Below are 20,162 nucleotides of genomic sequence, written 5' to 3'. Positions count from 1 at the left end.
ACCTCCTCGCGACGGGTTTGCGGGTTCTTCCTTCATACATGGAACACAAGCAGCGGCCGATGCGATGGAAATGGGCAGCCAAAGGAGCTCTTGGTCATTTCAAACATCACAGCATCTCCTCCTCTATCATAGACAAAATCCGCTTGATTTGAAACCGTTTTTCCTTCTCGCAAACTCGCTTGTTTGATATGCTAGAAGTGGAAGGAGGTGAAGAGGGTGGAAGAAAAAACGATATTGGCGCAAATTTTGCAAGTGCTTGATTTGTACGCGTCCGATATGCGCAAGCAGTTCGAAGCGCTCCATGAGAAATTCGACTCGCTCCAACGCCAAGTCCAAGCGTTGAATGAAAAAACGGATGAAATGGACAAGCGCATTGAGGAGATGGACGGACGGTTTGAGCGGCAGATCGCCCAGTTGGAGCGCACCGTGAACGAACGGTTCGAACGGCTCGAAGCGAAACTCGGCCACATCCGCGTCGAACTAGTTGAAACACAAGAAACAGTCGACTCCCACTCCGTCAAAATCGCCCAGCATGATCGAAAAATCCGCCATTTGCTTCACGCTCGGTGAACTACCCCCACTTAATTTTCTAGCGAAAATTTGAAGTGGGGGCTTCCAAAGAAGTTTGACTGCTTCAAGCAATCCTTATTCTTTGAGGCGTGTCCACTTCGCCGCTAGAGCATAAGACACTCAGGTCTACAGCTTTACTTTTCTTTAAGATGTTTAATGCGCCATTGACATCAGCATTAATTAGTTTGCCAGACTTTGTTCGATACAAGCCGCGCTTAATACGTTTGCCGCTGAACTTATATTCTTTTGGATTGTCGGCATTATATTCAGGAATCTCATCGCCGTCAAAAAAGCTGGCTTGAGACGTATAGGATTCTTCCTGTTTCAAGAATTCAATGCCGTAAAATTCACAAAGATATTCTAGTTTTTCTTTTATGTTACCGAGAGGAATATTGACAAAGTTTTGATTTGTCTTTTTTCCTAGATTAATATTGCGTTGCCATGTTTCCGCATAGCCAATGACAAGTTTGCCAATTTGATTTTCAATACAGTAGTTAATGATGTAACGGCAAGTCTTGTTGATATAATCATTCACTTTATTATTGCGATTCATAGCAAGCAAAGCCTGTTTACGAGTGGTGCCTTTGATTTTTTGCTTATCTTTTATGCTTTGAAGTCTGGCATTTTCTTTGTTAAACCATTGATTTATACTTTTTAATCTCCGCCCATCAATGATGAATGATCTGCCGTCTGATGTGACACAAGTGGCAAAATTGTTTAATCCTAAATCAATTGCCAGTGCTTTTTGGTCATTTAATTCTCTTTGATCTTCAGGCATTTCATATTTGTACTGAATCTCAAAGAACCTGGCATGATGCTTAGGAATGATTTCAATCTGCTTAATCTTTTTGTCCAGTAACACAGGCGGAATCGTTATCGTGATAGGCTTGTGAGTCTTTTTAAATAGGCGAGAATACGGTATCGTGAATTTGTTGCCGTCTATACGAATCTGGCCAATGATCAGTGAATGAAAGCCATCTTTTTTAAGATATTTTGGAATACTGATAGCCTTGTGGTCATATTTTCCTTGTTTGGCAATACTGACCAAACCAAAGAAAGATTTAAAGGCTTCATTGACCTTTTTTAAAATTTGCTGTGCCATGTTGCTGTTTAACAGCTTATAGTTTTCGTTAGTTTTTGCAAGATGATAATTTTTCTCATAATTAAGAAATTCCTTGTGTTCAAAATAGTATTGTCTGACATTGTACAATCCGACGTTGTACATGTTCTTGGCAATATGGCACAGTTCTCGAAGAGTCAAGTATTCTTCTTTGGTCAAACCATTTAGCTGTTGTTTGATACAAAAATACATTTTTTCACCTCCCATCTAACTATATTATACTATATTTTACTGAATCTATCCTATTTTCAGCAAAATATAGTTAAGGCGATTCATCTCCCACTTACTCCGCTTCGCTTCGTTGAAGTGGGAGTCTTCTCGCCTAATTAAGATAAATCCTCCACTGCCATCATGCCCCCGCCTTTCCATCAAGGCGGGGGCGTTCGCATCAAGAAAGCTCTCGGGCAAGGTCGGCCGCCAAGGCGGCGTTGTTTTTCACTAAGGCGATGTTTGCTTTTAAGCTTTTGCCTCCGGTTAACGTTTTCACATGGTCAAGCAAAAACGGGGTGACCGCTTTGCCGGTGATGTGCTGCTTTTCTGCTTCGTTGAGCGCTTGTTCGATGATGGCGGTGATATACGACTCCTCGAGCTCCTCTTCTTTTGGGACGGGATTGGCGATCACAACACCGCCGTTTAACCCAAGCTTCCATTTCGTTTCGATGAACTGAGCGATTTCTTCTGCGCTGTCGAGGCGATAGTCGACGCGAAACGGGCTCGTCCGCGAATAGAACGCCGGCAGGACGTCCGTCTGATAGCCGATGACCGGAACGCCGTGCGTCTCGAGGTATTCAAGCGTCAACCCTAAATCCAAAATTGATTTTGCCCCGGCGCAGACGACCGCGACGTTGGTGCGCGAGAGTTCCTGCAAGTCAGCCGAGATGTCCATCGTCTGTTCGGCGCCGCGGTGCACGCCGCCGATGCCGCCGGTCGCAAATACGCGGATGCCCGACATCTCAGCGCAAATCATCGTCCCCGCCACGGTCGTCGCCCCGTGTTTCTTCATAGCGACGACATACGGCAAGTCGCGGCGGCTCACTTTTTCTACATCGCGGCTTGTCCCTAACAATTCAAGTTCGTCATCCGTTAACCCGATTTTAATCTTTCCATCGATGATCGCGATCGTCGCCGGCACGGCGCCGCGGTCGCGGATGATCCGCTCGACGTCTTTCGCCGTCTGCACGTTTTCCGGATACGGCATGCCATGCGAGATGATCGTTGATTCTAAAGCGACAATCGGCTTTTTTTCGGCCTTCGCTTGAGCGACTTCTTCGGAAAAGACGAGAAAATCATTCATATCACTTCGTTCCCCCTTCGCGAAAATACCGCGCATAGGCGGCTTGCAACAGGTGTTCATTCAAAGCGGGATGCACCGTTTCGGCCGTTTGCAGCGTAAGCGCCGCGCTGCTCATCCCAAAGCGGCAGGCGTCTTCCACCGTATGTCCGCCTAAGACGCCGTACAAAAATCCAGCCGCAAAGGCGTCGCCCGCTCCGGTGGCGTCGGTGACCTCAACCTTCGGCGCCGCAATCGCTTCTGTTTCCCCTTGCTTGGTGGCGTACGCGACGCCGTTTGCGCCGCGCGTGACGACAACGTTCTGGGCGCCGGCGTGAAGGATCGCTTTCATGATGTCGTCCGTATGCCCATCTTTTCCCACAAATGCCTTCGCCTCCGCTTCATTCGTGACAAACCACGTCACATCAGACAAATCGCTGGGCAATCGCTTCACTTTTGGAACCGACACCGTCACAACACAAAGCGGGATGTCCTCTTGGCGGCATTGTGCAATCACCGAACGAATGACAGCCTTCGGGAAATTCGTGTCAAGCACGACCGCAGAAATCGGACCGAGCCGAGTCCATTGCTGCTTTAGCCATTCTTCCCCCACTGTATCATAAATGGCCATATCCGCCAAGGCGAGAACCATCTCGCCGCGTTCATCGAGCACCGCTGTATACGTCCCGGTGTTCGCTTTTGGCGTTCGCACGATGAAGCTCGTATTGACATATCGGCTCGTCACGTCAACGAGCCACTGTCCATCGCGATCATCGCCAACGGTGCTGACGAGCGAAACAGATTGAGCAAGCCGCCCTAAGTTTTCCGCCACGTTTCTCGCCACCCCACCCGCGGTTTGCGTCGTGGTGACGGGATGGGACGTGCCAAGCTGAAACGGCACAAGCAACCGCGCCTTTCGGTCGACGTTCGCCCCGCCAATGCAGACGATCGAGGCCGCTTGCCGCATGCCTTTTCCCTCCTCTCCCAATGAACACCGCTGTCCTCCTTCCGCTCTCCCAAAACAAGGAAAACGATTTCAAACAAGCAGGCAGCTGCTCTTGTCGAAGCCTCACTGCCCATTGTACCATATTCCGCGTCCGGCATAACGAAAGCATCTCGCCAACATGACGGGATGCCGAAGTTCGAACGTTTAGTTTTTGTACACGCAATACGGACGCAGTTTGACGCCGATCAGGCTGCCGAGGAAAGCAAAGACAAACCACGCCCAGCCGTGGGCGCTGAATGAAGCAATGCCGCCGAAATACGCGCCGATATTGCAGCCGAACGCCAACCGGGCTCCGTATCCCATCATCAGCCCACCGATCAGCGCGCCGATCGTCATGCGCGTCGGACGCTTCCACTGAATGGGTTTCGCATAGCGGCCAGCGAGCGCTGCCGCCATCATGACCATCTGTGCCCGAATGCCTTCCCCTTGGCGGTATAGAATAAACTTTCGCCATGCGGATGTAAAGCCAAAATGCGCCTGGTACAATACAAATCCACCAAACGCTCCCAGCACATACAAAAGCGCCTGTTGCCAGGAAACACGGCTATATAAGAACAACGTGCCACCGATCAATATAAGGATGGAGGCCGCAATAATCCACGCAGTCGGATGTTTCGGGGCGTTCGCTGCTTGTTTCGCGCGAACGTCTCGTTGTTGTGCGGTCACTTCCACGATGCGTTTCCCCTTTTGTTTTGGTTGATGAACGTATTCTATAATATTATAAAACCAATTGATTTGCTACGATTTAAGCGTGTGAGTAAAATATTTGTGGGTGACATTCAGGAATGATTCCCCGACGAGGGTTGCGAACTTTTGTTCGCGACGCTCGTCGGGGCCACCAAGCGAAGCGCGGTAGAAAAAAGCAAATGTCATGCAAAAAGGACTCTCTCCCTGCTATGATGGTGATGACCAACATCCATAAAACAGGAGGGAGAGAGTCCATGAAACATCTTACCACAGAATGGCCTTTATTAAAAGAGCTGGAGGAACAATTAGTCAGAACTCTTCAAAAGGTGTTCGCTGTCTTGTTGGCGGCCCTTTTGGAGGAGATTGATCAACAACTGGCGGAAGCGCGGGACAAGCGCCGGTATCAGCTGAAAGACAAACGGCCGACTACGATCCAAACGCTGTTTGGAGAAGTGACGTTTCGACGGAACTACTACTATGACCGGCAAACGGGGAACTATACCTTCTTGCTGGATGCCGAATTAGGCTTTGATGGGGCCCGATCGATCAGTCCTTGCCTCGAGGAAACGGCGGTCGAGTTGGCCGTAGAGTGCTCTTCCTACCGCAAAGCGGCCCGTACGTTGGAGTCGATCGTGGGGTATGCGGTCATGAGCCACGAGGCGATTCGCCAACTGGTGCTGGAGGCCCCTGTCTCGCTGCACCACCCTGTTTCCCAACGGCACGGCCGAGTGCTGTTTGTGGAGGCGGATGGGCTGTTCATTTCCCGCCAGGGGAAAGGGAAACGGGCGAAAGAAGAGAAAATCCTGGCGGTTCACGAGGGATGGAAACGAAACGGTTCGCAGCTCGAGCTCGTGAACCGGCGCCACTACCTCCATGAAGGGGCGGGAGACGTGTGGGAACGGTTTGAGGAGTGGCTGATGAACGAATATGCCTATGACCCGTGCCGGGACCTTTTGATCATCAACGGCGACGCGGCGTCGTGGATCACAGCCTGCCGGGAGTATTTTGGGAAGCGGGCGTGCTTTCAGCTGGATCGATTTCATGTGGCGCGGGAGCTGCGTCAGTGTCTGTCCGGCCATCCGCGTTGGCGGGAGGTGCGGAAGAAGCTGGCGAAACAAGACGAAGAGGGGCTTCTCGTGGAGCTGAACAGCGCGGTCGGCACGTTGGAGGACGAAGGCAAAGAACAACAGCTGGCCGCCTTGATTCGCCGGATCGAGTCGATGCCGGGATGCATCCGGGACTATCGGGAGTGGCTGTCGGAGCAAGGGGTGGAGACGACCGGCATGCGTCCGATGGGCCACGCCGAGAGCGTGATGAGCCGGTTTGCGCATCGGGTGAAATCCCGCCGCAGCTGGAAAGACCAAGGGCTTCGGGCGTTTCTGAGGGCGATGGCGGCCCGAATCGACGGGATCGGGTGGAGAAAGGGACGGTGGGAGGAGCAAGAGCCCCAGTCGGCCGTCTCGGCCTCAACAAAGTCCAAGCGGATCGAACAGGCCAAACGGAAGGCCGGACGGTTATGGGCAGATGTGGTGCGTCAGAATCTACCGTGTCTGCAGCGGTCATCCGGGACGCCGATCCATCAAGCGTTGTCGGCGCTCCGGGATGGTGGTTGGGTGTAAAAAAATGGAATACAATATCATCACTTCAAGATGAGGGATGAGAGTCCGAAAGCGCTTACGATATTAATTCCTGAAAATGGTTCTATAACTAGTGATTGACAACACCCGTAGTGAACCGAAAAAATGTTCTCCACAAAGTCTTGACTGACTCGATTTAAGCTAAAAAGTTTCAATGTTGCGGCCGGTCGGGTATAATAGCAGACGAACATTTTCTTTGGAAGGAGATGACCATGTGGAACGAGTTTAAAAAATTCGCCGTCCGCGGCAATGTCATCGATTTAGCCGTTGGGGTGATCATCGGCGGGGCGTTTGGCAAAATCGTTTCCTCGCTCGTCAATGACATCATCATGCCGCTTGTCGGGCTGATTCTAGGCGGCATCAATTTCAGCGATTTGTCTTGGAAAGTCGGCAAAGCGGAAGTGAAATATGGGGCGTTTATCCAAACAGTCGTCGATTTTTTGATCATCGCGTTTTCGATTTTCCTGTTTGTGAAATTGATCAACACGCTGTATGAACGGGTGAAAAAGCAGGAAAAGGTGAAGGAAACCGCACCGACGCTGACGAAAGAGGAGGAGCTATTGACAGAAATTCGCGATTTGTTAAAGCAGCAGCGGGAAACGCTGTGAAAGCCTGTCTCGGAGGTGGACAGGCTTTCATGGCGCTGAAACTTCTCAATCGGGTTGATGGAATGGCGGCGAACCTGAAAATCGCAGCCACCCCATCGATGTCCGTTTTCATCGAAGCGCCGCGCTCCCGTCAAAGCAGCCAATATGCGAGCGGCGCGGTGAGGATGAGCGTCAAGACGGTGCGTTCGAACCAGATGACAAGAAGCCGCGGCAAGCTGAGCGGGATTTCCGTAGACAAAATGCATGGAATGACAGCGGAAAAGAATAGGATCGCCGAGACGGATACGACCGCAATAATGAATTTTGTGACAAGCGGAGCTTCGGTGACAAGCAAAGCGGGCAAAAACATTTCCGCGATTTCAATGGCCGAAGCTTTCGCGGCCAACAACGGTTCAGGGATTTGCAACAGAAGGGTGAATGGGTAGAACAGGTAGCCCAACCAGTCAAACACCGGCGTATATTCAGCGAGCAACAGCCCGATCAGTCCGACTGACATAATGGACGGCAAAATGCCCATCGTCATGATGAAGCCATCTCGCAAGTTCTCCCATATGTTTGTCCCAATCCCTTTTGACTGCTCTACCGCCCTCATCGCTTCAGCCCAAGCTTGCTTCATATAGCTTCCCGTCACTTTTTGCTCGGGATCTCCTTTGCCGTCGTAATACTCGTCGCTCATGCGGCTCAGCGGCCAAAGCCGGGCGGTCAGCGCTGTAACGGCAAACGTCACGAGAAATGTCACCCAAAAATACGTATTCCAGATTGGCATGAGCCCCAATGTTTTCGCGACAACGACCATAAATGTCACCGATACGGTGGAAAAGCCGGTAGCGATGATTGCCGCCTCTTTCACCGTATATTTGCCCTCTTTGAACACTTTGTTCGTGATCAAAAGACCGATGGAGTAGCTGCCGACAAAGGAGGCAACGGCATCGATGGCCGAGCGGCCCGGCGTTTTCCAAATCGGCCGCATGATCGGCTGCATCCATACGCCGACAAATTCTAAAAGCCCGTAGCCAACGAGCATGGCGAGAAAGACGGAGCCAATCGGCACAAGAAGTCCGACGGAAATGACGAGCTTGTCATATAAGAACGGTCCCATATTCGGCTGAAACAACCATGACGGACCGATGCGAAACACCAACATGACCGCCGTGATCAGTCCTAGAACTTTCAACAGTGAAAAAACGGTTGTCACAGCATCTTTGTTCCACGTTTTTTTGTAAAACGGATAAACGGCACCGAGAGCGATCACGATCAGAGCATAATAAGGAACAAGTGCTGAAAACTGGGTGCGGATCCATGTCACAATATGATCGAGCAAAATCGATGATGTGCCGCCGATGGACACCGGAACGAAAAATACGAAAATGCCGATGGCGCTAAAGACGAAAAACTTCCATGCCCCGCTTGCCGGCGTTGGTGTCGGCGTGGATGGCGCCATGGTTGGATTCGCTTTCATTTCTCTCCACCCCCATTGTTCTTCGTTACGCAAGACTGGTACAACCGGAAGCATCCCGCTTCCGGTCGCCAACCGCTTCAACGGAAGACCATTCCCCTTCAAGCGCGCACCTTTCCTCCCGCCACCACCACCTTCCCATCCTTGATCACCGTCTCCGCATGGTTGACGCCGTAATAGTACATGATTTGCACGTAGTTCGGGACGTTGAAAACGACCAAATCCGCTTTCTTGCCTGGTTCAAGGCTGCCGATCATATGGGCGCGGCCGATGGCGTGGGCGGCATTGATCGTGGCGGCGGCGATGGCTTCGGCCGGGGTCATGCGCATATGCAGGCAGGCCAAGGTCATGACAAGCGGCAGCGAGACGGTCGGCGACGAACCAGGGTTGCAGTCGGTCGCCAAAGCGACGGGAACGCCGGCGTCGATCAGACGGCGGGCGTCGGCGGCTTGGGTCATGAGGAAAAACGCCGTGCCTGGCAAGAGAACGCCGATGACGCCGCCATCGGCCATGCGGCGGATTCCTTCGTCCGACGCCCGAAGCAGGTGGTCGGCGGAGATGGCGCCGACTTCGGCTGCCAGTTCCGCCCCGCCATACGGCTCGATTTCATCGGCGTGGATTTTCGGCGTCAAGCCGTGCTCTTTCCCTGCTTCGAGGATGAGGCGCGCCTGGTCGGGGGTAAAGACGCCGCGCTCGCAAAAGACGTCGTTGAACTCGGCGAGCCCCCGCCGGCTCACTTCGGGAATCATCTCGTCGATGACAAGGCGGACGTATTCATCCGGATCGTGCTTCCACTCCGGCGGAACGGCATGAGCGCCAAGAAACGTGGAGACGATATCGACCGGGTGGGTGTCATCGAGACGCTTGGCGACTTCAAGCTGCTTGATTTCGTGCTCAAGGCTTAAACCATAGCCGCTTTTTGCTTCGACGGTCGTGACCCCATGAAGCAAAAACTGATCAAGCCGCCGCTTGCTTTCCTCATACAACATCTCTTCCGACGCCTCGCGCGTCGCTTTTGTCGTGACATGAATGCCGCCGCCTGCGTTCATGATTTCCATGTACGTCGCCCCGCCGAGCCGCATCGTCCATTCGTGTTCGCGGCTGCCGGCGTAAACGAGATGAGTATGAGGATCGACAAGCCCAGGCGTCACCGTTTTGTCCTTGGCGTCGATGACGTCAGCTTCGGCGAGCCGATCGGCAAATTGGCGGGCCAGTTCATCGTCCGGGCCGACCGCAACGATCACTCCGTTTTCGATCCAGACGCTGCCGTTTTCGATGATGCCTAGATCGCTCATCTTCTCCTTGACAAGCGGAGCCGCGGAGCTTCCCGCCAGCGTGACGAGCTGGCGGGCGCGGCGGACAAAAAGCGGGCGCATATGGATCCCCCTTTCTACTTGAGCATCGGCATATCGATGCCTTTTTCTTTCGCCGTCCGGATGGCGAGCTCATAGCCAGCGTCGGCGTGGCGGACCACACCAAGCCCCGGGTCGGTCGTCAACACGCGCTCCAGCCGTTTTTCCGCCTCTTTTGTGCCGTCGGCTACGATGACCATGCCGGCGTGAATCGAGTAGCCCATGCCGACGCCGCCGCCGTGGTGAACCGACACCCAGCTTGCGCCGCCGACCGCATTCAACAGCGCGTTTAAAATCGGCCAGTCGGCGATGGCGTCGCTTCCGTCTTTCATTCCTTCCGTCTCCCGGTTCGGCGAAGCGACGGAGCCCGAATCCAAATGATCGCGACCGATGACGATCGGCGCTTTCAGCTCGCCTTTGGCCACCATGTCGTTGATGATTTTCCCGAACTTCGCCCGCTCGCCGTAGCCGAGCCAACAAATGCGCGCCGGCAGCCCTTGGAATTGAATGCGTTTTTGCGCCATGCGAATCCAATGGCAAAGACGCTCATTGTCGCTGAATTCACGCAAAATGACTTCATCGGTTTTGTAAATATCCTCAGGGTCGCCCGAGAGCGCCACCCAGCGGAACGGCCCTTTTCCTTCGCAAAAGAGCGGGCGGATGTAGGCCGGCACAAAGCCCGGGAAGGAAAAGGCGTCGTCCACCCCTTCGTCTTTTGCCACTTGGCGGATGTTGTTGCCGTAATCAAACGTCACCGCCCCTTGCTTTTGCATCGCCAGCATCGCCCGCACATGCGCGGCGATCGACTGTTTTGCACGGGCGATGTACTGCTTCGGATCGCGCGCCCTGAGTTCGGCGGCCTCATCAAGCGTAAGGCCAGCCGGGATGTAGCCGTTTAACGGATCATGGGCGGACGTTTGATCGGTCAAGACGTCCGGAACAAAGCCCATTTCGACGAGACGCGGCAACACTTCAGCCGCATTGCCGACAAGGCCGATTGACAGCGCTTTTTTCTCTTCCTTCGCTCGTTTCGCCATCGCAAGCGCCGCCTCCAAGCTGTCGGTCATCGTGTCGAGATATTTCGTATCAAGGCGGCGCTGAATGCGGGCCGGATCGATTTCGACAGCGAGGCAGACGCCGCCATTCATCGTCACCGCGAGCGGCTGCGCCCCGCCCATGCCGCCAAGGCCGGCAGTCAGCGTGATCGTCCCGGCCAGCGTGCCGCCAAAGTGCTGGCGCGCCACTTCGGCAAACGTTTCATACGTCCCTTGGACGATCCCTTGGCTGCCGATGTAAATCCAGCTCCCGGCCGTCATTTGTCCGTACATGATCAACCCTTTTTTGTCAAGTTCGTGGAAATGGTCCCACGTCGCCCATGCGGGCACGAGGTTGGAGTTGGCGATCAGCACGCGCGGGGCGTCCGGATGCGTGCGAAATACCGCCACCGGCTTGCCGGATTGAATGAGCAACGTTTCATCGTTTTCTAAACGAAGAAGGGTGTCCACAATCGCCTCGTAACATTCCCAGTTGCGCGCCGCCTTGCCGATGCCGCCGTAGACGATCAACTCCTCCGGCCGCTCGGCGACATCGGGATGCAAATTGTTGTTCAGCATCCGCAGCGCCGCTTCTTGAATCCATCCTTTCGCCCGCCGCTCTGTTCCCGCGGGCGGGCTGACGGTCCGTTTTTCTGCCATCGTCATCCTCTCCTTTTTCCTCTTTGCTTTTTATTGTAAGGAAGCCAAGAGGATGGAGATAGATTCTCGTCTTTTCAAGATGATCCATTTTTTTTGAAATTTCTTTTTTCTTTTCGCTTCATCTATCCATTTCTTTTGATATATGTTCATTTCTTTTGAAAAAACCGCCTACCGCGGTGATGACGGTTTCAGCCGTTGTTCATCGCGGTAGGCGGTCGGCGTCTGGTTCAGTTCGGCTTTAAAGACGCGCATCAAATAATGGGCGGTGCGAAACCCGGTTTGTTCGGCGATTTCTTTGATCGACAAGTCCGTCTGCCGAAGCAGCCGTTTCGCTTCCTCAAGCCGCCGATTCGTCAGCCACTGGCGAAACGTCACGCCGCGCTTTTTCGACAACAAATGGCTGAAATACGCGGGGCTGCGCCCGGCGGCGGCCGCGACCCGCTCAAGCGTGAGCGACGGATCGCGAAAATGCGCCTCCATATAGCGGAGGCCGCGCTCCACGGCGTCGACGCGCGCGTCTTCCTCGGCCTGCTTGGCCTCATAGAACAATCGATATAAAAATAAAATCAATTCTTGAACGATGCGATACAAGACGGGATTGTACAAAATGTCTTGAAAAATGCGCATATACTCCCGCTCGGTTCCGCCGCGGTCCAGACGGTACGTTTTCATGAAGCGGCGGATTTGCGCCAAGATGCTTGTCAGCCGCGTCCGCACCATCTCCGGGCTCGGAAACGGCGGCTTCCAATGGGAGAATTCGCGCCGCAGCCATCGCTTCACCCCTTCATGGTCGAACCGCTCGAGCATCTCGATCCATTGCCGCTGCTCCTCCGGCGTCAAAAACGGATCGAGCTCACGCCACTGTTCGTATTCCGAAGCGGGAGCGATCACTTGGCGATAGCCAATGAAAAACGTCGTCTCGAGCAGCCGGCGGGCCGCTTGGTATTGCGCGCGCACCGTCCTCCGGCCATCAGGCGGCATCACGACAACCGCGAGCGGCTCATGATGATCTTCCTCCCAATCGCGCAGCAGCTTCCACGCCTCTTCTTTCCCGTCGCCCGGCAAATCGGGAAGCAGGCAAACCGCCATACGGGTGAGCGGCAATACACGCGCCCGTCCGCGAAACGGATAGCTCGTTAAAAAGCGGATCACTTCCCGAGACAAGGCAGGCTGTTCCGCCTGCACAAGCCATACATGGGTGGAAGCTGCGGCGGGGTCATCGTAAAATAATGCGCGGTAGTCGTCATGGCCGTCAAAACCCGCTGTCAGGCTCGAGCGGCTGTTGGAGGAAAGCGAAACCGCCGTCCTCAACGCTTGTTTCAGCTTGGCGGGCTCAAGCGGCTTGACAAGCAAATCGACGCATTGCCAGTCGATGGCTTGTTTCGCCCGTGCGAACGTCGCCTCGGCCGTTGCGGCAATCACCCGTTGGCAAAACAAGCGGACGTGGGATGTCGCCTTCGACCATCGTTCATACGGAATCATATCCAGTTCGACGTACAATAGCTCCGGCGCCTCCCGCTCCAAGACGGCCATCATCTCCTCCACGGTGGCTGCCGTATACACCCGCTCAATCGGCAAGGAATACGCGGACACGAGCCAGCGGATCGCTTCCTGTTCTTTGTCATCCCGTTCGGCAATAACCAATTTCACGTTCTCACCGCCTTGGCTGCAAGCGTCGAAAATGAAGGAGCGCTTCCATGCAAAAGGCGGCGGCCAACGCCACCGTTTTTCCGCCTTCATCCCAGAGTGGATTGACTTCGCAAAGATCGACGCTGATCGTTTTCGGATGAGAAACGATTCGGCGGACGAGAGCGCGCACTAGCGACGGAGCGAGTCCAAACGGCGACGGCGCGCTCACCCCCGGCGCGGCAGCCGCGCTGATGGCGTCCATGCAAATGGTCAACATCACGGCATCGTGATGAGCGGCAAATTCCTCGATTTGTTCATAGGCGGCCTCGATCGGCCCTGCGGTCAGCTCGTCTTCAAGCATGTACCGGCAGCCGTACGTCTCGGCCGCCGCAAACAGCGCTGCCGTGTTGCCAAGCCGCTGAATGCCGAGGCAGAAGTAACGGACCCGTTCGTCTTGATCCAATATTTGCCGAAACATCGTCCCGGACGTCGGCCCGTCATCGTACGGGCGCAAGTCGAAATGGGCGTCAATGTTGAGGATGCCAAGGCGGGCTTCGGGCCCGAGCGCTTCGCGAACGCCCAAGTAATGGCCGTACGCCGTCTCATGGCCGCCGCCGATCACGATAGACGCCATCCCGTTTTTCAGCAGGCGGGCGACCGCCTTCCCAAGTTCAGTCTGGCTTTGTTCGAGCCGTTCATCGACGCAAACGACATCGCCTGCGTCATAGACAACGACCCCTTCCGGAAGATGCCAAGGCAGCCGGGCCAGCGCCGCTTTGACGGCGGCCGGCGCCTCTTTCGCCCCTTGGCGTCCTTGGTTGCGGCGCACTCCTTCGTCGCACGCAAACCCGATGAATGCCGCCGCTCGTTCCACCGTCTCCAATGGCTTGGACAAATCGAGCAAGCGAATGCGCTGATGAAGGCGAAACGTCTGCTCATCGCTCACGCTGTCAATCCGTCCCGTCCAACGGCCGGCGTCTGGCGGTTGATACATGAGACCATCTCCTTTCCATCATCCGCTGCTTGTTTCTTTCGCCACAGCTTTGCCGTTCTCCTCCCCATGCACGCGAAAAGAGGAAATCGCCGCCGTTTGGCGAATAAAACATCCATGAGCTCATTTCGCTCACCACCCGATGAAAATCGCTGCTTTAGGATCCATGATGTTCACCGAAACGATCCGCGGGCGGCGTTTTGCCCTCCATCCGGGCATGAAAATGACCCCATTTTCATGGAAAAGTTCCATGGGCAGCGATCTGCCCTCCACCCGGGGATGAAAATGACCGCTTGCCGACGGGATTTTCACGGAAAAGATCCATGGGCAGCGATCTGCCCTCCACCCGGGGATGAAAATGACCGCTTGCCGACGGGATTTTCACGGAAAAGATCCATGGGCAGCGCGCTTTGCCCTCCACCCGGCATGAAAATGACTGCTCAAGGCGCATGCATTTTCACGGAAAAGATCCATGGGCAATGGTTTGCCCTCCACCCAGGGATGAAAATCCCCCTTTTCTTCCCATAATGAAGAATAGGCGCAAACAGTTCAACAGGACGTTATGCTTAATGGTGGCTTAGACCCTGTACGGAAAAGTGTTTGAATCCACTGGGTGCACCACCCATTGTCCGCCCTTTCCCGATGCGGAGGAAAGGTGACGACGAACGGAAAACTGCCGCATTTCTCCCGTGGATTCGCTGTTTGCGCACTCGATCATCGAAAAGGAGGATTTTCATCATGGATGTCATCTATCCTCGCTGCGCAGGATTGGATGTTCATGCCGAAACCATCGTCGCCTGCGCGCTATGGGAAGAAGATGGACACATTCAAAAGGACATTCAAACCTTCTCCACGTTCTCGAAGGGACTTGGCGACCTGCTTGAGTGGCTCGAAGAACATGGCGTTACCCATGTCGCCATGGAATCCACCGGCGTGTATTGGAAACCGGTCTTCGCCTTCCTCGAGGGCTATGTCGACTTGACACTGGCCAATCCGCAGCGGATCAAAAATGTCCCGGGAAGAAAAACCGATGTCTCTGACGCCGAGTGGATCGCCAAGCTGCTCCGCCATGGACTCGTTGAAAAAAGTTTCGTCCCCCCAGCGGATATTCGCGAATTGCGGGATTTTACCCGCCTCCGCAAAAAGTGGGTCGGACAGCTGACTTCGGAGAAAAACCGGATTCAAAAAGTGCTCGAGTCTTCCAATGTCAAACTCGGCTCGGTCCTCTCCGATCTCTTCGGCGTTTCCGGAAAAGACATCCTCGCCCGGCTGCTTGAGAAGGGATACGTGGACAAGGACGAGTTGGATCAATGCCTGCGCGGAAGGCTCAAAAAGAAAAAGCAAGCGGTGTACGATTCGCTGCTCGGCACCTTGACCGAACACGAGCTCCGTCTCCTTCGCCTCTTGTGGAAACACGTTGAGGAATTGGAGCAGTTAATCGAAGAAGTCGACCAGCACATCGACCGCCTGCTCGAGCCGTATCGCGAGGAAGTGAACCTGCTGATGACCATGCCCGGAGTGAAAAAACAAACCGCCGCCGTCATCATAGCCGAGATGGGAACCGACATGAGCGTCTTTGAAACGCCGGAACGGGCGGCTTCATGGACTGGATTGTCCCCCGGCAACCATGAAAGCGCCGGAAAGCGAAAGAGCACGCGCACGACAAAAGGCAATCCCCATCTCCGATCGGCGTTATGCGAGGCGGCATGGTCAGCAGCTCGATCCAAGACGCATCCCTTGTCCCGAAAGTTTTGGTCGTTGGCGGCCCGATGCGGGAAGAAAAAAGCCCTCATCGCCATTGCTCGGCGGATGTTGGTGATCATCTTTTGCATGATCTCCCGCAAAGAGCCGTTCCGCCAACCACAACTTATTTAGTCTAGCCAAAAGGCAGACAGGTTATACGAGATGCCTAAAATCGGGCACCTCTGCTTTCCTATTGCCTTTTTTGGCCATTTTCAGTATACCCTCACGGATCAGGAGCGTATACCGCACTCACCAAGTGGTGGGGATTTTCACGGAAACGCAATGGATGACAGAAAGGATGTTCGAGATGAAGCCAATTACCAGCTTGCATGACGTCATTGCCGGAAAAAGCGCGCCGCCCCCATGCGACGAAACTCTCGGCGTCCGCCTGACGGAAGCCCGAGACGGCTATGCGAAAGGCGTATGGACGATCAGCGAATCGCTGCTCAACGGCAACGGGGTGATCATGGGCGGGTTCGTCGGAGCGGCGGCGGATATTCTCATGGCGTATGCGGTGACGACCTTGCTTCGCGATGACCAGCTACACGCGTCCATCAACTTGCAGACGACGTTTCACCGCCCCGCGGCGGCAGGGGAAGCTGAAGTGGAAGCGCGAGTGGAAAAGTTCGGGAAAACTGTCGCCTACGTGACTGCCGTCGTCCGGCAAAACGGCAAAGAAGTGGCGAGCGCGACCTCCTCGGTGCTGATTATGGATAAACCGTAAAAAGCGCTTTCGTTTATGGAAGGGAAGTGAAACGCTGGCGCCGAGGCAGACGCCAAACCGGTCCAACTGAATCGGGCTGTTGGCAGCAGTCATGCCTAGAAGCGTTCGATCGGCAACCTGTTTCGCCCCGCCATCCAAGGATGAACATGTCACTTGTGAAGATGTCCGCTTTTTCCCAAGCGGGATCGAGCGCAACGAGCGAAGCGCCGGAGAAAGCGCTGTCAAAAACAGCCGCCCTCCGGCGCTTTTCGTTTGCTTGTCATCCCTGGACAAACGTTTTCGGCATGACGACCGCGACGACTTGACCGCGGGCGCACAGTTCGCCGTTGGCGAACACTTCGGTGTCCACTTTCCATTTTTTCGGATGAATCTCCGTCACAGTGCCGACGGCGACAAGCGGCACGCCATGCGGCGTCGGCTTGACGAAATCGACGTGAAGCGACGCAGTGACAAAGCGCGGCGGCGTTTCCCCGCTCCCTGGTTCATGGCCGTTTTTCCGATGCAAGGCAAGCGCCGCTGAACCGGTGCCGTGGCAATCAATGAGCGAGGCGATCAGCCCGCCGTACACAAACCCTGGAATCGCCGTATGTTCCGGACGCGGCGTATACACCGTCACCGTTTTGTCGCCCCGCCACCCGGTGCGGAAATGGTGGCCTTGTTCATTCAGACGCCCGCAGCCGTAGCACCAGGCGAATTCATCAGGGTAGTCGTCTTGAATCGCGTGCACGATCATTTCTTCCACGTCATCCTCCCCCTCTCTTTTTCTAGTATACCATTGAATCGAGAAGACGACGACTCCTACATGGACGGTTGTTGTCTAGCGGCAGGCAAGGCCATACGAAGAAAAATAGAACGAAGCGCCAATCGCCAGACGGCAAATTCATAGGCGGCCCAAACAGCTGGCCGCCTAGCGTGACGCCATTTATCGAGCAGGCTCGTAAAACTCGATCCATTCGCCGTCGGGCCCGAGGAAGAACAAATATTTTGCCCCGTTCGGAAGTGTCGTTATTTCTTCCCACACAAGCGGCACACCCAGCGACTGAAGCCGTTCTTTTTCCTGCTCGATGCCTTCGACCGTAAACGCCACGTGGTGCACTTTTCCTTCCGTCGGCAAATCCGGATTGTATCCTTCGATCAGCTCGACAATGATCGAGCCGTCAATCCCTAAAAACGCCAATTTCATCGTGCCGTTCGTATGAATCATTTCGCCGAGCAGCTCCAAGCCGACGACGTTTTGATAAAACGCTTTCGATGCCTCGATGTCTTTCACTTGAATACCGACATGCTCAAATTTTTTGACTGCCATTCGTCCTCTTCCTTTCTATGACTCCATTAACCATACTGCTTGTAAATACGGCGTCATCTGCATCGGGAAAATCCCTTTTTTCCCAAGCTCTGTCCATATGTAGCGGTCAAGGGCGTACGGTCCGTCCGCCTTCCATTCGTCCGCCTCACTGTTGGTCAACAACAACGAAAAGGCTGTTCCTTGCGCTTCCCCATACAAATGAACGTATCCGTCCCCACGGTCGACATGCACCGCCGCCTTAGAGTCAAACCGGATGAGCTCCGCCTGCACACAGCGCATGACACAAACGGCGAACGCTGCGGCAGGGAGATGAGCGGCCATGCAAGCTCGGATCGACATGTCCCTCTTCACTATTCCCCCTTCACCCCCTATCGACAAAAACCCCCTTCGCCTCGGAATGATGCGAAAGGGGTCATGAGCCGTTCTTATCATCCAAAGCGAAACCGCTTTGCGGGTGTTAGCACCTTGCCTGCGGCAGGTTGCTGTGGGGTCATCAAGCCCGTTCTCTCGCCCACTCTTGATAAGACGTATGCAATTTATCTTCTATCTTATCGTACATCATCAAAGGCAACAATCGTCATTGTTCGACTTCCGGTTGCTCGGACGTGACGCCGACATCTTTCCACGTCAGCTTCGAGCTCGGATCGACCGTGAAGTTGGCGACACGGTTGTTGACCGCATAGATGGCGGAACGATACAACGTTGGGATGACCGGCACTTCTTCGTTCATTAGCTTTTGCCACTCGCTGTAAATTTTCCGTCGATATTCTTTGTCAAACGCCTGTTCGGAATGGCCTTTTTCCAACAGTTCATCGTTTTTCTCATTCACCCAACGCGAGTAGTTGAACATGACGTTGCGGCCGTACAATCCGTACGGGTCGACGTCCGTTCCAGTTCTCCAAGCGGCGGCGTAGACATCCACTTTCGGATCGTCTTTTTCGACCATATCGTAGAAGGAGTTGAACTCCGCCAAGCGTCCGTCTACAAGCTGAACATCGAGGCCCACATCTCTCCAGCATTGCATATAAAATTTGGCCAGCGGTTCAGCGATGTCCCCACCGCTCATCGCCAAGAAGTTGATCTTGAATTTTTTGCCGTTTGGATCTTCGCGGAGGCCATCGCCATCCACATCTTTATATCCCGCTTCATCCAGCAATTGTTTCGCTTTTTCCGGATTGTACGTATACCCTTTGATGGAACTGTCATGATAGCCCGGGAACGACGGCGGGATCAGCGTGGTCGCCGGGAAGCGCAAACCATGATACAGGCGGTCGGCCACCTCTTGGTTGTTGATGGCGTACGCCATGGCTTGGCGCAGTTTTTTGTTTTGGAATTTCGGATTGTCCATTACGTTTTCCTGCTTTTTCGCATCCCAATGGCCGAGTTTAAAGCCGATATAGTTGTACGCCAAATCCACTTTACCGATAAACTGAATGTTTTTCGTCCCTTTCGCGTTCAAATATTGGTCAGTCGGGAACTCAGCGACGTCAATTTCGCCTTTTTTCAGCGCTTGCAGGACGACTTGCGGGCTGACGACTTTCAAAATGACGCCTTCCAAGTTCGGTTTGCCAGCCCAGTAGTCATCATTGCGAACAAACTCTACCGACTCGCCCGGAACGATTTTCTTCACTTTAAACGGACCGAACCCGATCGGGTTTTTCCGGATTTTATCCGATTTCGCCAAGTCTTTGATCGGAATGTCTTTCAAGTAATGCTTCGGCAGCGGATACGCCCAAATGCCAGTCAACACCGACGGATTGGCCTGTTTCCATGTGATCGTCAACGTCTTTTTGTCGATGACTTTAATGCCGGAAATTTTATCCGCTTTGCCGCTGTGATATTCTTCCATCCCGACGATCCCTTGGATGAGCGCATCGCCATAGCGGACGCCGGTGTAATCTTTATGGCCGATGACCAAATACGCATACTCCAAGTCTTCAGCGGTCACCGGCTGGCCGTCATGCCAATTCACATTGTCTTTAATACGGATTGTCATCGTCTTTTTATCATCCGACAACTCATACGTGGCAGCCCCATCATTTGTAATTTCATAGTCACCGTTCGTCCGGAAAAGCGACTCGTCAAAAAATTGCAAAATCTCTGCGTCGGGCGCTCCGGTGTAGAATGCATAGCTGAGCGTCCCTTCAAACGGCGTATCGGACACAAGGCCGTATTTCAACACGCCGCCATCGATGATTTTCCCGTCGTTTTTCACCGTCATCGGGAATTTGCTGATGTCTTCCTTCTGAGCCGCCGGTTTTTCGTTATTGTTGCCCTTTCCGCTCGTTGTGTCGGATTTGCCCGTGCACCCGGCGAGCACGAGCAAGAGCGCGGCGAGAGCCGCCAGCCATTTTCTCTTCACATTTTCT

Annotated in this window: 18 protein-coding genes and 1 riboswitch; of the genes, 5 read left to right on the top strand and 13 right to left on the bottom strand. The window is 54.0% G+C overall.

Annotated features, from left to right (window positions below; translation table 11 throughout):
• Positions 1-216: 216 nt before the first annotated feature.
• Positions 217-570, top strand: coding sequence for a hypothetical protein (locus tag ACR1UW_RS08345; protein ID WP_498932877.1), 354 nt, complete (start codon positions 217-219; stop codon positions 568-570).
• Positions 571-634: 64 nt separating this feature from the next.
• On the opposite strand, the gene ACR1UW_RS08340 is transcribed toward ACR1UW_RS08345, so the two are convergent.
• The 4 genes from ACR1UW_RS08340 to ACR1UW_RS08325 all read right to left on the bottom strand — a co-directional run bounded on the left by ACR1UW_RS08340 (position 635) and on the right by ACR1UW_RS08325 (position 4,638).
• Positions 635-1,882: an RNA-guided endonuclease InsQ/TnpB family protein gene (locus ACR1UW_RS08340; protein ID WP_498932874.1), complete on the bottom strand. Its 1,248-nt coding sequence runs from the start codon at positions 1,880-1,882 to the stop codon at positions 635-637.
• Positions 1,883-2,078: 196 nt separating this feature from the next.
• Entirely contained in the window at positions 2,079-2,984 is a 906-nt protein-coding gene (locus ACR1UW_RS08335) for a pseudouridine-5'-phosphate glycosidase (protein ID WP_498932872.1), read from the bottom strand.
• A 1-nt stretch (position 2,985) separates the two neighbouring features.
• Complete coding sequence (locus ACR1UW_RS08330) at positions 2,986-3,927, bottom strand: carbohydrate kinase family protein (protein ID WP_498932870.1); 942 nt, start codon at positions 3,925-3,927, stop codon at positions 2,986-2,988.
• Positions 3,928-4,110: 183 nt separating this feature from the next.
• Entirely contained in the window at positions 4,111-4,638 is a 528-nt protein-coding gene (locus tag ACR1UW_RS08325) for a YeeE/YedE thiosulfate transporter family protein (RefSeq protein WP_498932868.1), read from the bottom strand.
• A 269-nt stretch (positions 4,639-4,907) separates the two neighbouring features.
• Between ACR1UW_RS08325 and ACR1UW_RS08320 the strand changes: the two genes are divergently transcribed.
• Positions 4,908-6,272, top strand: a complete 1,365-nt coding sequence (locus ACR1UW_RS08320) for an ISLre2 family transposase (RefSeq protein WP_498932867.1) — start codon at positions 4,908-4,910, stop codon at positions 6,270-6,272.
• A gap of 230 nt (positions 6,273-6,502) precedes the next feature.
• A complete protein-coding gene (gene mscL / locus ACR1UW_RS08315) occupies positions 6,503-6,898 on the top strand; it encodes a large conductance mechanosensitive channel protein MscL (RefSeq protein ID WP_498932865.1) in 396 nt (131 codons plus the stop codon).
• A 130-nt stretch (positions 6,899-7,028) separates the two neighbouring features.
• Here mscL and ACR1UW_RS08310 read toward each other — a convergent pair whose 3' ends face one another.
• The 5 genes from ACR1UW_RS08310 to hutG form a co-directional block, all read right to left on the bottom strand.
• Positions 7,029-8,357: a YjiH family protein gene (locus ACR1UW_RS08310; protein WP_498932863.1), complete on the bottom strand. Its 1,329-nt coding sequence runs from the start codon at positions 8,355-8,357 to the stop codon at positions 7,029-7,031.
• A gap of 98 nt (positions 8,358-8,455) precedes the next feature.
• Positions 8,456-9,730, bottom strand: coding sequence for an imidazolonepropionase (hutI, locus tag ACR1UW_RS08305; protein ID WP_498932861.1), 1,275 nt, complete (start codon positions 9,728-9,730; stop codon positions 8,456-8,458).
• 14 nt (positions 9,731-9,744) lie between these two features.
• Positions 9,745-11,400, bottom strand: coding sequence for a urocanate hydratase (hutU, locus tag ACR1UW_RS08300; protein WP_193443788.1), 1,656 nt, complete (start codon positions 11,398-11,400; stop codon positions 9,745-9,747).
• Positions 11,401-11,568: 168 nt separating this feature from the next.
• On the bottom strand, positions 11,569-13,050 hold the full coding sequence (locus ACR1UW_RS08295) for a helix-turn-helix domain-containing protein (RefSeq protein ID WP_498932860.1): 1,482 nt from the start codon (positions 13,048-13,050) through the stop codon (positions 11,569-11,571).
• Between the two features lie 4 nt (positions 13,051-13,054).
• On the bottom strand, positions 13,055-14,023 hold the full coding sequence (gene hutG, locus ACR1UW_RS08290; protein ID WP_498932858.1) for a formimidoylglutamase: 969 nt from the start codon (positions 14,021-14,023) through the stop codon (positions 13,055-13,057).
• A gap of 735 nt (positions 14,024-14,758) precedes the next feature.
• Here hutG and ACR1UW_RS08285 point away from each other — a divergent pair.
• Together ACR1UW_RS08285 and ACR1UW_RS08280 are read left to right on the top strand one after the other, a co-directional pair.
• The gene (locus tag ACR1UW_RS08285; protein WP_014195317.1) at positions 14,759-15,895 is read left to right on the top strand and encodes an IS110-like element ISGka2 family transposase; all 1,137 of its coding nucleotides are present in this window, start codon (positions 14,759-14,761) and stop codon (positions 15,893-15,895) included.
• Positions 15,896-16,070: 175 nt separating this feature from the next.
• Complete coding sequence (locus tag ACR1UW_RS08280) at positions 16,071-16,487, top strand: PaaI family thioesterase (protein WP_498932855.1); 417 nt, start codon at positions 16,071-16,073, stop codon at positions 16,485-16,487.
• A 259-nt stretch (positions 16,488-16,746) separates the two neighbouring features.
• Here ACR1UW_RS08280 and ACR1UW_RS08275 read toward each other — a convergent pair whose 3' ends face one another.
• From ACR1UW_RS08275 to opp4A, 4 genes are all read right to left on the bottom strand, one after another.
• Complete coding sequence (locus tag ACR1UW_RS08275; protein WP_498932853.1) at positions 16,747-17,229, bottom strand: PaaI family thioesterase; 483 nt, start codon at positions 17,227-17,229, stop codon at positions 16,747-16,749.
• Between the two features lie 180 nt (positions 17,230-17,409).
• Positions 17,410-17,793, bottom strand: coding sequence for a VOC family protein (locus tag ACR1UW_RS08270; protein WP_498932851.1), 384 nt, complete (start codon positions 17,791-17,793; stop codon positions 17,410-17,412).
• 15 nt (positions 17,794-17,808) lie between these two features.
• The gene (locus ACR1UW_RS08265; protein WP_055357854.1) at positions 17,809-18,132 is read right to left on the bottom strand and encodes a hypothetical protein; all 324 of its coding nucleotides are present in this window, start codon (positions 18,130-18,132) and stop codon (positions 17,809-17,811) included.
• An 83-nt stretch (positions 18,133-18,215) separates the two neighbouring features.
• Positions 18,216-18,320: riboswitch (SAM riboswitch) on the bottom strand.
• 50 nt (positions 18,321-18,370) lie between these two features.
• Positions 18,371-20,155: an oligopeptide ABC transporter substrate-binding protein gene (gene opp4A / locus ACR1UW_RS08260; RefSeq protein WP_498932849.1), complete on the bottom strand. Its 1,785-nt coding sequence runs from the start codon at positions 20,153-20,155 to the stop codon at positions 18,371-18,373.
• Positions 20,156-20,162: the final 7 nt, after the last annotated feature.

It is taken from the genome of Geobacillus lituanicus (assembly GCF_050994965.1).
Classification (GTDB): Bacteria; Bacillota; Bacilli; order Bacillales; family Anoxybacillaceae; genus Geobacillus; species Geobacillus stearothermophilus.
Note: the sequence above shows the minus strand (reverse complement) of the source record. Positions and strands in the feature narration are given on the sequence as shown.

Bases quoted from the DNA above. Each gene is read 5' to 3' on its own strand.
- mscL (WP_498932865.1), top strand. From the start codon at position 6,503: ATGTGGAACGAGTTTAAAAAATTCGCCGTCCGCGGCAATGTCATCGAT.
- hutU (WP_193443788.1), bottom strand. From the start codon at position 11,400: ATGGCAGAAAAACGGACCGTCAGCCCGCCCGCGGGAACAGAGCGGCGG.
- ACR1UW_RS08270 (WP_498932851.1), bottom strand. From the start codon at position 17,793: ATGGCAGTCAAAAAATTTGAGCATGTCGGTATTCAAGTGAAAGACATC.
- ACR1UW_RS08320 (WP_498932867.1), top strand. From the start codon at position 4,908: ATGAAACATCTTACCACAGAATGGCCTTTATTAAAAGAGCTGGAGGAA.
- ACR1UW_RS08340 (WP_498932874.1), bottom strand. From the start codon at position 1,882: ATGTATTTTTGTATCAAACAACAGCTAAATGGTTTGACCAAAGAAGAA.
- ACR1UW_RS08265 (WP_055357854.1), bottom strand. From the start codon at position 18,132: ATGTCGATCCGAGCTTGCATGGCCGCTCATCTCCCTGCCGCAGCGTTC.
- ACR1UW_RS08335 (WP_498932872.1), bottom strand. From the start codon at position 2,984: ATGAATGATTTTCTCGTCTTTTCCGAAGAAGTCGCTCAAGCGAAGGCC.
- ACR1UW_RS08280 (WP_498932855.1), top strand. From the start codon at position 16,071: ATGAAGCCAATTACCAGCTTGCATGACGTCATTGCCGGAAAAAGCGCG.
- ACR1UW_RS08285 (WP_014195317.1), top strand. From the start codon at position 14,759: ATGGATGTCATCTATCCTCGCTGCGCAGGATTGGATGTTCATGCCGAA.
- ACR1UW_RS08330 (WP_498932870.1), bottom strand. From the start codon at position 3,927: ATGCGGCAAGCGGCCTCGATCGTCTGCATTGGCGGGGCGAACGTCGAC.
- hutG (WP_498932858.1), bottom strand. From the start codon at position 14,023: ATGTATCAACCGCCAGACGCCGGCCGTTGGACGGGACGGATTGACAGC.
- ACR1UW_RS08310 (WP_498932863.1), bottom strand. From the start codon at position 8,357: ATGAAAGCGAATCCAACCATGGCGCCATCCACGCCGACACCAACGCCG.
- hutI (WP_498932861.1), bottom strand. From the start codon at position 9,730: ATGCGCCCGCTTTTTGTCCGCCGCGCCCGCCAGCTCGTCACGCTGGCG.